Here is a 14486-nt window from a genome sequence, read left to right on the forward strand (position 1 = left end):
AGCATGAACAGCCGAGTCGAGATTCCAGCCGAAGCCATAACCAGCCGTTGGGATGCGTCGCTCAGCCTGGGGTTTGAAACCGGGCCACGCGGCACGCGTTTAATGCGTTGCCGCCACCAGGGGCCGCTCTACGTGCAGAAGGCGTTCTACCCGGAAGGGCCCGATTGCGCGCACGCTTATTTGCTGCATCCGCCGGGCGGTTTGGTGTCGGGCGATGATTTACGCATCCACGTCGAGGTCGGCGAAAAAGCACACGCCTTGCTGACCACACCCGGCGCTGGCCGCGCCTATCGCGCACGCAGCGACGGTGCGTTGCAGCACCAACGCAACCAGTTAACCGTCGCCGCTGGTGGCATGCTGGAATGGCTGCCGCAGGAAAACATCCTCTACCCGAATGCGCATGCACGCTTAGACACCGAAGTCGATTTGGCCGAGGCCGCGCACTTTATCGGCTGGGAAATAACCAGCCTGGGTTGGCCGGCCAGCGGTCGCGATTTGGAAGACGGCGCCGTGCAACAGCGGCTGCAAATTCGTCGCAACAATCGCCTGGTCTTGCGCGAACAATTTTTACTGCACGCGCACAACCGCACCGATATAAAAGGCGCAGCGGGTTTACGCCAAAACGCGGTGAATGGCGTTTTAATCGCCGGACCTTTTGCGCACGAAGATGCGGCCTTGATTGAACAACTGCACGCCGAATGCCAAAGCGGATTACTCGCCGGTGTATCGCAAGTGGGTGATTTTATTGTGCTGCGAGCGCTGGCAAATCGTGCGGAACCGCTGCGCGAATTATTCATTCGTTGCTGGGCTTTGTTGCGCCCGGCACTGATCAACGTGGCGGCCTGCCCGCCGCGTGTTTGGAAAACCTGATTGCCTGAATCTTTCGAGGAACCGTTATGGAATTGCTGCCCCGAGAAAAAGACAAATTGCTGGTGTTTACCGCCGGCCTGTTGGCGGAACGTCGGTTAGCGCGCGGCCTGAAATTGAATTACCCCGAAGCCGTCGCCTACATCAGCCTGGCGATTGCCGAAGGCGCGCGCGATGGCAAAACCGTGGCCGAATTAATGAGCGACGGCAAACAACTGTTAAGCGCCGATCAGGTGATGGATGGCATCGCCGACATGATCGACGAAGTGCAGGTTGAAGCCACCTTCCCGGACGGCACCAAACTGGTCACCGTTCACCACCCCATTGCCTGAGGAGCGCGCCATGATTCCCGGAGAAATCCAGGTCGCCAGCGGCGACATTGAACTGAACGCGGGCCGTCAACGGATCACGCTCAGCGTCGAAAACAGCGGCGACCGGCCGGTGCAGGTCGGCTCGCATTATCACTTCGCTGAGACCAACCCGGCGCTGCAATTCGACCGCACAGCCGCGCTCGGTTTTCATCTCGATATCGCCGCCGGAACAGCGGTGCGGTTTGAACCCGGCCAATCGCGCACCGTCACTTTGGTGCCCTTTGTCGGCAAACGCATTGTCCAGGGTTTTCGTGGTGATGTGATGGGCGCGTTGCCGAAGGAGGCTAAACAATGAGCTCAATTGATCGCAACAGTTACGCGCAAATGTTCGGCCCAACCGTCGGCGACAAAGTGCGTTTGGGCGACACCGATTTGTGGATTCAAGTCGAAGCCGACCACACCACTTACGGCGACGAAGTGAAATTCGGCGGCGGCAAAGTCATTCGCGATGGCATGGGCCAAAGCCAGGAAAGCAACGATGTGGCCGTCGACCTAGTAATCACCAATGCGTTGATTCTGGATTACTGGGGCATCGTTAAAGCCGACGTCGGCATTAGAAGCGGCCGCATCGAAACCATCGGCAAAGCCGGCAATCCGGACATCATGGATAACGTCGATATTGTGATCGGCGCCGGCACCGAAGTGATTGCCGGCGAAGGCAAAATTCTTACCGCGGGCGGCATCGACGCGCACATTCATTTAATCTGCCCGCAGCAAATTGAAGAGGCGCTGATGTCGGGCATCACCACCATGCTCGGCGGCGGCACCGGCCCGGCCACCGGCACCAACGCCACGACGTGCACACCAGGGCCTTGGTACCTTGGCAAAATGTTGCAGGCCACCGATACCTTGCCGATGAATCTCGGCTTTCTCGGCAAAGGCAACGGCAGCCAACCGCAAGCGTTGGAAGAACAAATTCTCGCCGGTGCCTGCGGTTTAAAACTGCACGAAGACTGGGGCACCACACCGCAAGCCATCGACACTTGTTTGAGCGTCGCAGAAAAATACGACGTCCAGGTTGCCATTCACACCGACACGCTGAACGAATCCGGTTTTGTCGACGACACTTTGGGCGCGTTCAAAGACCGCGTGATTCACACCTACCACACCGAAGGCGCTGGCGGCGGCCACGCACCGGATATCATTAAAGCCTGCGCACGTTCGAACGTCTTGCCGTCGTCCACCAACCCGACACGGCCGTACACGGTGAACACCATCGACGAACACCTCGATATGTTGATGGTCTGCCACCATTTGGATGCGCGCATTCCCGAAGACGTTGCCTTCGCCGATTCGCGCATCCGCAAAGAAACCATTGCCGCTGAAGATCTGTTTCACGACCTCGGCGCGTTCAGCATGATCGCGTCGGATTCACAGGCCATGGGGCGCGTCGGCGAAGTCGTCACCCGCACCTGGCAAACCGCCGACAAGATGAAAAAACAACGCGGGTTATTGGCCGAAGATCTGGAACTGGGTTGCGATAATTTCCGCGCCCGTCGTTACATCGCCAAGTACACCATCAACCCGGCCATTACCCACGGCATCAGCGAAGAAGTTGGCTCCATCGAACCGGGAAAACTCGCCGACTTGGTGTTATGGAAACCGGCGTTCTTCGGCATCAAACCGGCGATGATTTTAAAGGGCGGCATGATCGCCGCCGCGCCGATGGGCGACCCGAATGCATCGATCCCAACACCGCAGCCGGTGCACTACCGGCCTATGTTTGGTGCCTTTGGTCGGGCCGCAGCGCAAATCTCCGTCACCTTCACCAGCCAGGCCGCACTGGATGCGGGCGTTGCCGAACAACTGGGATTGACGCGTCGATTAGTCGCCTGCAAAAACACCCGCAACCTAAGTAAAAGCGATATGAAATTAAACGACTGGCAACCGGATGTCAGCGTCGATCCGCAGACTTACGAAGTGCGCGCCGACGGCAAATTACTGACCTGCGATCCGGCAACGGAGCTGCCATTGGCGCAGCGGTATTGTTTGTTTTAACAAACGCTATTTGGCACCCAGGGAGCTCTGCAACGAGTTGCAATTTTTGCGACCGTCGGCAGCAGGGATGCTGCCGGCGAGTTCCCAGGGAAGGGTTCACAACGTGTCGCAAAAATTGCAACTCGTTGCGGAGCGGCCCATTACCACCACAGGAAAAAACATGCTGAACATCCACGAACGCCTCGGCACCCAGACACCTGTCGATGCTGACGCTGGCGTCACCCTGACTTACGAACAGCGCGAAAAAGGTCGCTTAAAAGCCGTCACCGACAACGGTGAAGAAGTGCGGCTGTTTCTGGAACGCGGCCGACCGCTCGCCGTCGGCGAAGTGCTGAAAAGCGAATGCGGCCGACACCTGCAAGTGAAGGGCGCACTCGAAGCGGTAACACTGGCACGCGCCAGCAACTGGCTGAGTTTTTCGCGCGCTTGCTATCACCTGGGCAACCGACACACCAAGGTACAGGTCGGCGAACTCTGGCTGCGCATTCAGCCCGACCACGTACTGGAAGACATGCTCAAAGGATTGGGCCTGAGCGTTGAATCCGAAACGGCGGTGTTCAATCCCGAATCCGGAGCGTACAGCCATGGTCATCACCACCACTGATGGCAGCTTGCTGCGCCTGCTGCAACTGGCGAGTTTGAGTTTGCCGGTCGGCGGTTTTTCGTTTTCGCAAGGGCTGGAAACCGCCATCGAAAACGGCTGGATAAACGACCGCCAGGAAACCGCCGATTTTCTCGGCACGCAACTGCGGCAGTCGTTAGCGCGGCTCGATTTACCGCTGTTATTGCGCGCGTTAAGCGCCAGCGAAAACGGCGAATTGGAACGCTTAAACAGTTGGAACGACTTAGCCCTGGCCTGTCGCGAAACCAAAGAATTACGGCTCACCGACACCGCCATGGGCGCGGCGTTAGCACGGTTGTTGCGGCACTTGGATTTACCGCTGCCGTTTGCGCCAGCGACCGAACTCAGCTTCGTCATTGCCTTTGCATGCGCCGCCTCACATTGGAGCATCAATGCCCGCGCCGCTGTCTTCGGTTACGGCTGGGCCTGGCTGGAAAACCAAGTCGCGGCCGCGACCAAATTGGTGCCGCTCGGCCAGACCGACGCGCAAAAATTATTGGGCGAATTGCAGCAACAGTTACCCGAGGCGTTAGCAACAGCCGAGGCCATTGCTGACGACGCCATTGGCGCCGGCTTACCCGCGCTCGCCATCGCCAGCGCGCAACACGAACATCAATACAGTCGCTTGTTTCGATCTTAAGGAGAGCAACCATGAGTCAACCCAAACAAACCTTACGCATCGGCGTCGGCGGCCCGGTCGGCTCCGGCAAAACCGCCCTGCTGCGTTCACTGTGTTCTGCGCTGCGTGACCACTACGACATTGCTGTGGTCACCAACGACATCTACACCCGCGAAGACGCCGACTTTTTAACGCGCCACCAAGCGCTCTCGGCCGACCGGATCTTGGGCGTCGAAACAGGCGGCTGCCCACACACCGCCATTCGTGAAGATGCGTCGATGAACCTGGCGGCCATCGATGAATTGGTGGCGCGCCACGGTACGCTCGATGTCGTTTTTGTCGAAAGCGGTGGCGACAATTTAAGTGCCACCTTCAGCCCGGAATTATCCGATTTCACCATCTATGTCATCGACGTTTCTGCCGGCGACAAAATTCCGCGCAAAGGCGGGCCGGGCATCACCAAATCCGATTTGTTGATCATCAACAAAACCGACCTGGCACCGCTGGTCGGTGCTGATTTATCGGTGATGGATCGAGACGCCAAAAAAATGCGCGGCGACAAACCGTTTGTATTCTGCAATTTGAAAAAAGCCGAGGGCCTGGATGCCGTTATCGACATCATCGTGCGCGAAGGCATGCTCGAAATAAAAACTCTGCCACCGGCCCAAGCCGTTGTTTAACCGGAGACTGCTGATGAAAACCTTGAACCGAATTCTGGCTGCATTTTTGTTGACGTTACCCAGCCTGGCGCTGGCCCACACCGGCGAAGGTGCGCACGGTGGTTTCGCCGCTGGCGTCGGCCATCCGTTAGGTGGCTTGGATCATTTATTGGCAATGGTCGCCGTGGGTTGCTGGGCCGCGCACCTGGGCGGCAAAGCCTTATGGCAACTGCCGGTCGCCTTCGTTGGCGCCATGTTGCTGGGCGGCGCGCTCGGCATGCTGGGTGTGGCCGTGCCGATGATGGAAGCGATGATCTTGGCGTCATCGGTTGTGATCGGTCTCGCCTTGGCGATCAGCGGCCGGTTAAACAGCCTGATAGCCGCCAGCCTGTGCGCGCTCTTTGCCATCTTTCACGGCGCGGCCCACGGTTTGGAAATGCCGAATTCCGGCTCCGCCTTCGGTTACGCACTGGGTTTTGCGCTGGCAACGGCCGTGTTGCATCTGACGGGTTTAGCGAGCGGGAAACTCAGCCAGGAACTGGCGGGTCGCTCGCTGGAGCGTTGGTTGGGCGGCGCCATTGCGGTTGCCGGCCTGGGGCTGGCGTTTAGCTGAGTGGATTGCCTTGTGGACCAAAAGCTGGGAAGTTAAGCCGGTCGGCGACGGTCGCCGGTTTCCCAGAGGTCAGCATGAACGACATTCAATACCCACTCAAAGGCGCGTGCCAGTGCGGCAGCATTACTTACCAGTTAACCGAACCGCCGTTGAAAGTTATCGCCTGTCACTGCCGCCAGTGTCAGAAATTATCGACCAGCGCATTCAGTATTACCGCTTTGGTGAAAACCGAATCGCTGGTCATTGAAGGCGAACTGAAATTCTGGGAACGCCTGGCCGACAGCGGCAACGTAAACGGCGCGGCCTTCTGCCCCAATTGCGGCAACCGTATTTACCATTTCAACCCGGCCGACCCGGATCACATTAAACTCAAACCCAGCACGCTCGAAGACACTCGTGTTATTCAACCGAGCAGCCACGTCTGGGTTGTCGAGAAACAGGATTGGTTTGAAATTCCTGACGGTGTGCCGACGCATCAGCGGCAAAGTTAAGCGTCATCTTTTAATAGCTATTCAGGCCGTTCATTGTCCATCGGTGAACGGCTTTTTTTGTTTTTTATCACCGATATACCGCAGCCTGCGGTATTCATTAACACCCATAACTTGCTGAGACTGAGTCCTCCTGTTTAAAACTTTTCCCAGGGGAGGATGACCATGCGCGGCCTGATCAATTTAGGGTTCTTTGTAGCGCTTTCAGCACTCGGGCTGACGGGCTGCAACTCAGAAAACGGCGGCTCCGGCGGCGGTAACGCCGGCCCATCTGTCCAAACCGAGCCTTTCTTTTGCGCCGGCGGTATCTGTTCTCTCGCCAGAGGTGTTGCACTGAATGAGGAATACGCAACCACCGTCCAAGACGAGTTGATCAGTGGCAATGTTATTTTAAAAGCGGCTAATGACAGTGAGTTAATGCTGACGCATGCCATTGAATGGAACAGCAGCCACTCATTGACCTTACAAGCTAACAACGACATCCATATCCAGGGTGGTATTACAGCATCCGCCGGTCAATTGATTATCGACAATCCGGGGCATCAATATGATTTGCGCAAACCGGTGAACTTATCGGCCGGTCCAAACCTTCGTGTGAATGGTGAAAGCTACACTGTCATTACCGAACTGGGCGCACCGGGTTCAACAACTGCAACCGATCTGCAAGGCATGAATGGCAACCTGACAGCCAATTATGCGCTGGGCGCCGATATTGATGCGGCCGCCACCAGTAGCTGGAACGGCGGCGAAGGTTTTTCACCCATTGCTTTGGAAGACAGTGTGCAGGGCGCGTTTAAGGGCGACTTTACCGGCCTTGGTCACATCATCAGAAATTTCCAAATTGAGAGAACCACCAGCACCAATGTCGGGCTCTTTTCCGTGTTGAATGGCAGTACCATCAGAGATGTCGCCCTCCGTGATACAACCATTACTGGCAAGGACTTCGTTGGGGCTGTAGCCGGTAGCGTTACAGGGCAAAGCCAAATCAGTGGCAGTTGTGTTGTGGGTGGCACGATCGAAGCACTTAACAATGCAGCCGGGGGGCTGGTTGGCGAACAAAGCGCATCGCTGACGATTACCGATAGCTGTGTGGTAAGAATTCGCGTCTCGAGGGAAGACTATGCAGGCGGTTTTATTGGCAACCAAAACGCTGGCGCAACCATAATAAGGCAAAGTTACTTCGCCGGTTACTTTTCAGGGAACGGCAGCAATTCGAATAACACCGGTATTTATATCGGCGCATTTGCAGTTCAGCCAACGATTTCTGAGAGTCTCTACTACCTTCAGTCCGGTACGATACCTGGCGGTTCACCCAGTGGTAGCACTCAACTGGTCTCTTCCCAACTGAGCCAGCTTGCGCCTTACGAAAATGCTAATTGGGACATTTCAGACGACCCGGATCAACACAGCCTTTGGTTTCTGAATGTGCCACTCAATCCCTATCTACTGCCAATGTTAAGAGTGTTTGATATCAACATGAATGAATACAACTACGATGCATAAAAACCACACTATCGAGCTGCCGGATGCTAGGTGGTTTGATATCTGAAGGCCCGGATCGGGTGTTCCCTCAGTGCACCCGATCAACCATGAAAATACCCGTCACCTCAGCTCTACTTTCAATCCAAGGCAATGGCATTCGCTTTCGATTTCTCTATCGATGCCACAAACCTGCCAGCGGTTTCAGAACTGCTGAATGTATTAAAGATTATCGCTTTTATACCGCATCCTGCGGTATTCCACCGATGTTCCCCATGCCAGACACTGCTCAATGATTTCTTGCTGTTTTGGAGTCCATTATGCGAGGTCTGGCTGCCTGGAAAGGTGCACTGTTCACCACGGCGTTCTTCAGTATTGCTGGCTGTAATTCCGAAAGCGGCGGCGGTGGCTCCAGCGCCACGCCATTGCCCACCGTCGATACGCTGTTTTGCAGCGGCGGTATTTGCACACTCGACAGTGGCGCCACTATCAACACAGCGGAAGCCCGGGTCGTTGAAGCACATCTGGCGCAGGGCAATGTGATTGTGAAAACGTCGGACTCAGACGTGCTGACGCTCTTGAGCCCGGTTCGCTGGAGCAGCAATCGCTCACTGACGTTGCAAACGGATAACGACATTCAATTGTTCGGTGGCATTAGCGCCAGCCAGGGAAAACTGATTATCGACAACCCCGGACACGACTATCAATTGCGTAAGCCGGTTAATCTGTCGGCCGGTCAAAACTTTCGTGTTAATGGCGAAGACTTCACAGTGATTACTTCATTGGGGCAACCGGGTTCGACAACCGGTGCCGACCTGCAAGGCATCAGTGGAAATATGTCTGGCAACTATGCGCTGGGCAGCGATATTGATGCATCCGCTACCAGCAACTGGAACAGCGACGCCGGGTTTTATCCAATCTCTACCTTTGGCGATGTCGATCCATTCACCGGAAAGTTGGATGGCCTGGGGCACGTGATTCGCAGCATTAGAATCAACCGGCCCACCTTCAGCTATATTGGCCTTTTTGCGGTGTTGGAAGATGCGTCAATTAAGCACCTGGCGCTGGAAGATTTTCAGGTAACGGGTAAATCCGATGTGGGTAGTTTTGCCGGGGTTGCAGAGGGCACAACCCGGATCGCTCAAAGCTGTGTGGTGGGTGGCAGTGTCACTGCAAAAGACCAATCAGCCGGCGCCTACTTTGGCGAAAGATTGCAAGACACTGAGGTAACCGATAGCTGCATTCTCGGAACCAGCATTATTGCGAATGAAATGATTGGCGGAATGGTTGGCCTGGAATCCGACGGGACACTGACGGTTGTTAAAAGCTACGCATTTCGTTTGAAACTGTTAGACAACGACGGCGACCCGAACTTCATCGGTTTCCTGGCGGGTGGGAGTAACGCTGAGCCACCGGTCGTCAGTCACAGTTTAGTGAATTATCAAAACGCCAGCTTAGTGCCCAGCGATGTCACTGGCGCCACCACACTTCGACTGATTGCACTCGGCGATCTTTCAAATTATCAAGACGCATCCTGGGATATTTCTACCGATCCAGACAGCAACAGTCTTTGGTATCTGGACCAGTCCTACGACCACCCGGCACCTGCCATGCTGCGGATGTTTGATCTCGATCTGACTGACTTTTTGTATGACTCTTAATTAACGATCCGCCAACCAAGCCTCGGCTTTTAATGCGCTGTGCCGTTCAAGCCAGGCTTTCGGATCATCGTGATGGCGCGCAACAAAGCGCGCCAGATCGTTTTCGCTGCACACCTGGCCGGTAAACACCCGCACATATTCCGCCATGCGGCTTAACCGTTCGCTTAAATTTTCCTGCGTGCGCATCGAGATATAACCAATCTGCGTCAGATAAATCGTACGCGCGCGAACGTCGACTTCGCTATCGGGGAAATCGTAGCGTTTGAGCATGGCGCGTAACGCCGCCAAGCGACGCTGGTCGGCCCCGTCTACCACTTTCGCGACCGCTTTTGAGTGCAACGCCCAATGCCGCACCGCGTATTCAAAATCGGCGTCGAACAAGCGCGCATCCAACCAGCAATCGAAGACGTTCAACATGGCTTCAACCACGCTGTCGGCATAGCGTTCGGTCTGCGCAATCAGGCCTTGGGTGTTGGTGTTTTTCCAGCGCTCGATTAACTGATCGAGCAGCGCATCGCGATCTTTGAAGAACCAGTAAAAACTGGTGCGGGAGGTGTTGAGCGCTTTTGCCAGCGGTTGGATTTTTACCGCCTCAACACCTGAACGAATCAAGGTTTCGTAGGCCAGGTTCAGCCAATCTTCGGCGCGGCCTTTTTCTGTCGGCACATTGGTGGGTTTTATTGTCTGGCTCATGCGCAGCCCTGTTTCAGTAGGCCTGCCATCATCGGCCAGCCGGATAATGTTCACCAGTGTCTTATATCTTGACACCTGTGTACAGTCGCCATTAGCTTGAACCTTCGCCCACCGAAAACCGAGGCTCGTTATGGCGCTCGATCCGTTGTTGCAGCCCTATCAGCTGAAGCATCTGACGCTGAAAAACCGCTTGATGCTGACCGCTCACGAGCCGGCCTATCCGGTCGATGGCATGCCCAAAGCCGCCTACCGCGCTTACCACGTCGAGCGCGCCAAAGCCGGCATCGGCCTGACCATGACGGCCGGTTCCGCCTCGGTCGCCAAAGACAGCCCGCCGGTGTTCAACAACATTCTGGCCTACCAGGATGAAGTCGTACCCTGGCTGCGCGATCTGGCTGACGAGTGCCACCAGTACGGCACGGCAGTGATGATTCAGCTAACGCACCTGGGCCGGCGCACACGCTGGGACAAAGCCGACTGGCTGCCCACGATTTCCGCTTCGAACCAACGCGAAATGGCGCATCGCGCTTTCGCTAAACAAGTCGAAGACTGGGACATCGAACGGCTGATCCGCGACTACGCCGACGCCGCCGAACGCATGCAGGCGGCCGGTCTCGATGGTCTGGAATTGCAGGCGTACGGGCATTTGATGGATCAGTTCTGGTCGCCACTCACCAACACCTTGGAGGCACCTTACGGCGGCAGCCTCGACAACCGCTTGCGTTTTACCTTTGAAGTGTTGGCCGCCATCCGTGAACGCGTGGGCGACGAATTTTTAATCGGTGTGCGTTACACCGGCGACGAAATGCTCGACGGTGGTTTGAGTGCCGACGACGGGCTGAGTATTTCACATCGATTAAAAGACAGCGGCCTGGTCGATTTTCTGAACGTGGTGCGCGGCCATATTGATACCGACCCGGGTTTGACTGACGTGATCCCGGTGCAAGGCATGCGCAGCGCGCCGCATTTGGAATTCGCTGGCGAAATTCGTAAGCAGACCGATTTCCCGACCTTCCATGGTGCCAAAATTCAGGACATCGGTACCGCACGTTACGCCATCGAAACCGGCAAAGTCGATGTGATTGGCATGACCCGAGCGCACATGGCCGACCCGCATATTGTGCGCAAATTATTGGCCGGCCAGGAAGACCGGATTCGCCCTTGTGTTGGCGCGAATTATTGCCTGGATCGCATCTATCAGGGCGGCGCCGCTTACTGTTTGCACAACGCCGCCACCGGCCGCGAAACGACCATGCCGCACGACATCGAACTGGCCGAAATCCAACGCAAGGTCGTTGTGATTGGTGCTGGGCCGGGCGGATTGGAAGCAGCGCGTGTCGCCGCCGAGCGCGGCCACAACGTCGTAGTCATGGAAGCGATGAGCGACGCCGGCGGCCAGGTTCGCTTAAGCGCGCAAAGCGAACGCCGCCGCGAAATGATCGCCATCATTGATTGGCGCGTCGCCGAATGCGAACGGCTTGGCGTCGAGTTTCGTTACAACTGTTGGGCTGAGGCGGATGATGTACTGAACGAAAATCCGGACGTCGTTATTGTCGCCACCGGCGGTTATCCGATTGACGATCAGCCGGCCATCGGACACGAATTAACCGTATCGAGCTGGGATATTTTATCCGGCCACGTTAAACCCGGTGCGCGGGTTTTGTTGTTCGATGAAGCGGGCGATCACCCGGCCTTGCAAGCGGCCGAAATCATCGCCGCGGCCGGCGCCGAATTGGAAATTATGACACCGGATCGCAGTGTGTCGCCGGAAATCATGGCGATGAATCTGGTGCCATACATGCGCGCCCTGCAACGCGATAATGTGCGTTTTACCCCGACGTATCGACTCACGTCCGTTGAGAAAAAGGGCGCGGAACTTGTCGCCACTGTGGGCAGCGATTATCTGTCGTTATCACAACAACGCCACGTCGATCAGGTTGTGGTGAATTACGGTAACCGGCCATTGGCCGATTTATATTTCGACTTGAAACCGCATTCATCAAACGGCGGCGCGGTAAATTACGATGCGTTAATTGCCGGTGAGGTTCAGGAAGAAATTCGCAACGACGCAGGCACTTTCCAACTGTTCCGCATCGGCGATGCGGTGTCGTCGCGCAATACGCACGCCGCGATTTATGACGCACTGCGGTTGATGAAAGATTTATAACGCCGGTTACTCATTGGACGGAGGCACCAGAAAATTCTGGTGCGTGGGCGCATCGAGAATATCGCTGCTGCTGTCGTCTTTCAGTTTTACGCCGGAATAACCGAGCGCGGTTGCTTCGCGCACCAGCCAGCACAAACGCCGGCTGGCTTCGGCAAACGACAGGCCCGCCGGGCGGATGTTCGACAGGCAATTGCGGTCGGCATCGGAACTGCCAAGTTGTGCGTGGTAGGTGTAATAGATGCCGAGGCTGTCGGGTGAACTCAGCCCCGGCCGTTCGCCGACCAGCAAGACAATGTGATCGGCCCCAATGTGTTCTGCGATGTCATCGCCAATGGCAACCCGGCCCTGATCGACGCGGCACAATAACTCACACGCCAGCCCGAGCCTGGCTAAGTCCGGTAATAATTGCTGCACCATTTTCGGTGCCTGGTTTTCGATGGCGGTGCTCGACAGGCCATCGGCGATAACGATCACCACTTTCGGCGCGGCGTTGTTTTCGCGCCAGCGCATCAAGGCGGCCGCTGATTCCTGATCCAGTTTTCGGCCCAGATCCGGGCGTTGCAAATAGTGGTTTCGATCCAGCGCCTGGCTGTGCAGTGCCAGCATCGGCAGGCTGTTTTGTTCGGCCAGGGCATCGACGCCCGACCAATCGATGGGTCGTTTAACTGCATCGCGTGCGGCGGCGTGGGCGAGTTGGAAATCCAGATGATGTCGCGTTGGTAAACTGACGCCGCTGCGGCCCAAACCAATGCGTGCGTCGGTGTATTCGCGCAACCGTTGCCAGCGATTTTCCTGCACGGTTTTTGGGCTGTCCGACATCAGAATTTGCTCCCCAAGGTTTTCTGAAACGCCGGTGGCAATTGGTCGCCTACGGCCAGCCGACCGCTGTCGGAAAAAATGCCCATGCGTTTTAACCAGTCATCGAATTCCGGCGCCGGCTTTTTGCCGAGCACTTCGCGCACATAGAGCGCGTCGTGAAAACTGGTGGTCTGGTAATTGAGCATGATGTCGTCGCTGCCGGGAATGCCCATGATGAAATTCACACCGGCGACGGCGAGTTGCGTCAGCAGCATGTCCATGTCGTCCTGATCGGCATCCGCATGATTGGTGTAGCAGATGTCACAGCCCATCGGTACGCCGAGCAATTTACCGCAGAAATGATCTTCCAGACCGGCGCGAATAATCTGTTTGCCGTTGAACAAATATTCCGGGCCGATAAAACCGACGACGGTGTTGACCAGCAACGGATCGAAGGCGCGTGCCACGGCGTAGGCACGCACTTCACAGGTTTGTTGATCGACGTTGTGGTGCGCGTTGGCCGAGAGCGCACTGCCCTGGCCGGTTTCAAAATACATGACGTTGTTGCCGACGGTGCCGCGTTTTAATTCGAGCGCCGCCTGGTGCGCTTCAGCCAACAATGCTAAATCAATACCGAAACTTTGGTTGGCTTTTTCGGTGCCGGCAATCGACTGGAACACCAAGTCAACCGGCGCGCCTTTTTGCATCGCCTGAATGTGTGTGCTGACGTGGGTGAGCACGCACGACTGAGCGGGAATGTCGTAATGCTGAATCACGTCGTCGAGCATTTTCATCAACGTCATAACCGCTTGCGGGCTGTCGGTGGCGGGGTTGATACCGATTACCGCATCGCCGTTGCCGTACAGCAAACCGTCCAGCACGCTGGCGGCAATACCGGCCGGGTCGTCGGTTGGGTGATTCGGTTGCAAGCGAGTGGATAAGCGGCCGGGCAAGCCGACGGTGTTGCGAAAGGCGGTGACGACTTCGCATTTCTGCGCCACCAGAATTAAATCCTGAACGCGCATGATTTTGCTGACAGCGGCGACCATTTCCGGGGTCAAACCCGGCGCGAGTTTTTGCAAGCTACCGGCGTTGGCCGCATCGGATAATAACCAGTTGCGAAAATCGCCAACGGTTAGCGACGACACGGGTGCCATGGCGTCGCGATTATGGGAGTCGAGAATCAGGCGGGTGACTTCGTCGGATTCATAAGGAATAACGGCGTCGTTTAAAAAAGTGGTTAATGGCAATTCCGCCAATGCCATTTGTGCGGCCACGCGTTGCTCGGCCGACTCGGCCGCGATGCCGGCCAGCTGATCACCCGAGCGCAGTGGTGTGGCTTTGGCGAGCAGGGTTTTTAAATCGTCAAAGTGCCAGCGGGTGCCGTAACAGTCGAATGAGTAAGACGCCATGCCATTGCCTTCTAAACAGTCTTGCCTTTTTAAAAACGA

General features: G+C 56.2%; 15 protein-coding genes. 12 read left to right on the top strand and 3 right to left on the bottom strand.

Going from position 1 to position 14486, the window contains the following annotated elements:
* The first annotated feature begins 3 nt into the window (after positions 1-3).
* From DW349_RS15335 to DW349_RS15385, 11 genes are all read left to right on the top strand, one after another.
* Positions 4-870 carry an urease accessory protein UreD gene (locus DW349_RS15335; RefSeq protein ID WP_108124059.1) on the top strand — a complete coding sequence of 289 codons (867 nt, stop codon included), beginning with the start codon at positions 4-6 and terminating at the stop codon, positions 868-870.
* A 26-nt stretch (positions 871-896) separates the two neighbouring features.
* Positions 897-1199: an urease subunit gamma gene (gene ureA, locus DW349_RS15340; protein ID WP_108124060.1), complete on the top strand. Its 303-nt coding sequence runs from the start codon at positions 897-899 to the stop codon at positions 1197-1199.
* Between the two features lie 10 nt (positions 1200-1209).
* Positions 1210-1533 carry an urease subunit beta gene (locus tag DW349_RS15345; protein WP_108124061.1) on the top strand — a complete coding sequence of 108 codons (324 nt, stop codon included), beginning with the start codon at positions 1210-1212 and terminating at the stop codon, positions 1531-1533.
* Complete coding sequence (gene ureC, locus DW349_RS15350; RefSeq protein ID WP_108124062.1) at positions 1530-3236, top strand: urease subunit alpha; 1707 nt, start codon at positions 1530-1532, stop codon at positions 3234-3236. Before DW349_RS15345 ends, ureC begins: the two co-directional genes overlap by 4 nt.
* Positions 3237-3396: 160 nt before the next feature.
* Positions 3397-3840: an urease accessory protein UreE gene (gene ureE, locus DW349_RS15355; RefSeq protein ID WP_108124063.1), complete on the top strand. Its 444-nt coding sequence runs from the start codon at positions 3397-3399 to the stop codon at positions 3838-3840.
* Entirely contained in the window at positions 3821-4498 is a 678-nt protein-coding gene (locus DW349_RS15360) for an urease accessory protein UreF (RefSeq protein WP_108124064.1), read from the top strand. Before ureE ends, DW349_RS15360 begins: the two co-directional genes overlap by 20 nt.
* Before the next feature lie 11 nt (positions 4499-4509).
* Positions 4510-5157 carry an urease accessory protein UreG gene (gene ureG / locus DW349_RS15365; RefSeq protein WP_108124065.1) on the top strand — a complete coding sequence of 216 codons (648 nt, stop codon included), beginning with the start codon at positions 4510-4512 and terminating at the stop codon, positions 5155-5157.
* A 13-nt stretch (positions 5158-5170) separates the two neighbouring features.
* On the top strand, positions 5171-5749 hold the full coding sequence (locus DW349_RS15370) for a HupE/UreJ family protein (protein WP_108124066.1): 579 nt from the start codon (positions 5171-5173) through the stop codon (positions 5747-5749).
* 74 nt (positions 5750-5823) lie between these two features.
* Positions 5824-6240 carry a GFA family protein gene (locus DW349_RS15375; RefSeq protein ID WP_108124067.1) on the top strand — a complete coding sequence of 139 codons (417 nt, stop codon included), beginning with the start codon at positions 5824-5826 and terminating at the stop codon, positions 6238-6240.
* A 162-nt stretch (positions 6241-6402) separates the two neighbouring features.
* Entirely contained in the window at positions 6403-7740 is a 1338-nt protein-coding gene (locus DW349_RS15380; protein WP_157954221.1) for a ZmpA/ZmpB/ZmpC family metallo-endopeptidase-related protein, read from the top strand.
* A 401-nt stretch (positions 7741-8141) separates the two neighbouring features.
* Positions 8142-9377 (top strand): ZmpA/ZmpB/ZmpC family metallo-endopeptidase-related protein, encoded by a 1236-nt coding sequence (locus DW349_RS15385; protein WP_157954222.1) that lies wholly within the window; start codon positions 8142-8144, stop codon positions 9375-9377.
* Here DW349_RS15385 and DW349_RS15390 read toward each other — a convergent pair whose 3' ends face one another.
* Positions 9378-10070 carry a TetR/AcrR family transcriptional regulator gene (locus DW349_RS15390; protein ID WP_108124070.1) on the bottom strand — a complete coding sequence of 231 codons (693 nt, stop codon included), beginning with the start codon at positions 10068-10070 and terminating at the stop codon, positions 9378-9380.
* Between the two features lie 130 nt (positions 10071-10200).
* Between DW349_RS15390 and DW349_RS15395 the strand changes: the two genes are divergently transcribed.
* Positions 10201-12237, top strand: coding sequence for an oxidoreductase (locus tag DW349_RS15395; RefSeq protein WP_108124071.1), 2037 nt, complete (start codon positions 10201-10203; stop codon positions 12235-12237).
* A 6-nt stretch (positions 12238-12243) separates the two neighbouring features.
* Here the strand turns inward: DW349_RS15395 and eutC are convergent, their stop codons facing one another.
* Together eutC and DW349_RS15405 are read right to left on the bottom strand one after the other, a co-directional pair.
* Positions 12244-13056, bottom strand: coding sequence for an ethanolamine ammonia-lyase subunit EutC (gene eutC / locus DW349_RS15400; protein WP_108124072.1), 813 nt, complete (start codon positions 13054-13056; stop codon positions 12244-12246).
* The gene (locus DW349_RS15405) at positions 13056-14447 is read right to left on the bottom strand and encodes an ethanolamine ammonia-lyase subunit EutB (protein ID WP_108124073.1); all 1392 of its coding nucleotides are present in this window, start codon (positions 14445-14447) and stop codon (positions 13056-13058) included. The genes eutC and DW349_RS15405 overlap by 1 nt, the downstream gene beginning before the upstream one ends.
* Positions 14448-14486 lie beyond the last annotated feature (39 nt).

Source organism: Saccharospirillum mangrovi (genome assembly GCF_003367315.1).
GTDB lineage: Bacteria > Pseudomonadota > Gammaproteobacteria > Pseudomonadales > Natronospirillaceae > Saccharospirillum > Saccharospirillum mangrovi.

What these genes read in the sequence shown, in the direction of transcription:
- DW349_RS15370 (WP_108124066.1), top strand. Translation starts at nt 5,171, where the DNA reads ATGAAAACCTTGAACCGAATTCTGGCTGCATTTTTGTTGACGTTACCC.
- DW349_RS15375 (WP_108124067.1), top strand. Translation starts at nt 5,824, where the DNA reads ATGAACGACATTCAATACCCACTCAAAGGCGCGTGCCAGTGCGGCAGC.
- ureE (WP_108124063.1), top strand. Translation starts at nt 3,397, where the DNA reads ATGCTGAACATCCACGAACGCCTCGGCACCCAGACACCTGTCGATGCT.
- DW349_RS15395 (WP_108124071.1), top strand. Translation starts at nt 10,201, where the DNA reads ATGGCGCTCGATCCGTTGTTGCAGCCCTATCAGCTGAAGCATCTGACG.
- DW349_RS15345 (WP_108124061.1), top strand. Translation starts at nt 1,210, where the DNA reads ATGATTCCCGGAGAAATCCAGGTCGCCAGCGGCGACATTGAACTGAAC.
- DW349_RS15405 (WP_108124073.1), bottom strand. Translation starts at nt 14,447, where the DNA reads ATGGCGTCTTACTCATTCGACTGTTACGGCACCCGCTGGCACTTTGAC.
- ureG (WP_108124065.1), top strand. Translation starts at nt 4,510, where the DNA reads ATGAGTCAACCCAAACAAACCTTACGCATCGGCGTCGGCGGCCCGGTC.
- eutC (WP_108124072.1), bottom strand. Translation starts at nt 13,056, where the DNA reads ATGTCGGACAGCCCAAAAACCGTGCAGGAAAATCGCTGGCAACGGTTG.
- DW349_RS15360 (WP_108124064.1), top strand. Translation starts at nt 3,821, where the DNA reads ATGGTCATCACCACCACTGATGGCAGCTTGCTGCGCCTGCTGCAACTG.
- ureA (WP_108124060.1), top strand. Translation starts at nt 897, where the DNA reads ATGGAATTGCTGCCCCGAGAAAAAGACAAATTGCTGGTGTTTACCGCC.
- DW349_RS15390 (WP_108124070.1), bottom strand. Translation starts at nt 10,070, where the DNA reads ATGAGCCAGACAATAAAACCCACCAATGTGCCGACAGAAAAAGGCCGC.
- ureC (WP_108124062.1), top strand. Translation starts at nt 1,530, where the DNA reads ATGAGCTCAATTGATCGCAACAGTTACGCGCAAATGTTCGGCCCAACC.
- DW349_RS15335 (WP_108124059.1), top strand. Translation starts at nt 4, where the DNA reads ATGAACAGCCGAGTCGAGATTCCAGCCGAAGCCATAACCAGCCGTTGG.
- DW349_RS15380 (WP_157954221.1), top strand. Translation starts at nt 6,403, where the DNA reads ATGCGCGGCCTGATCAATTTAGGGTTCTTTGTAGCGCTTTCAGCACTC.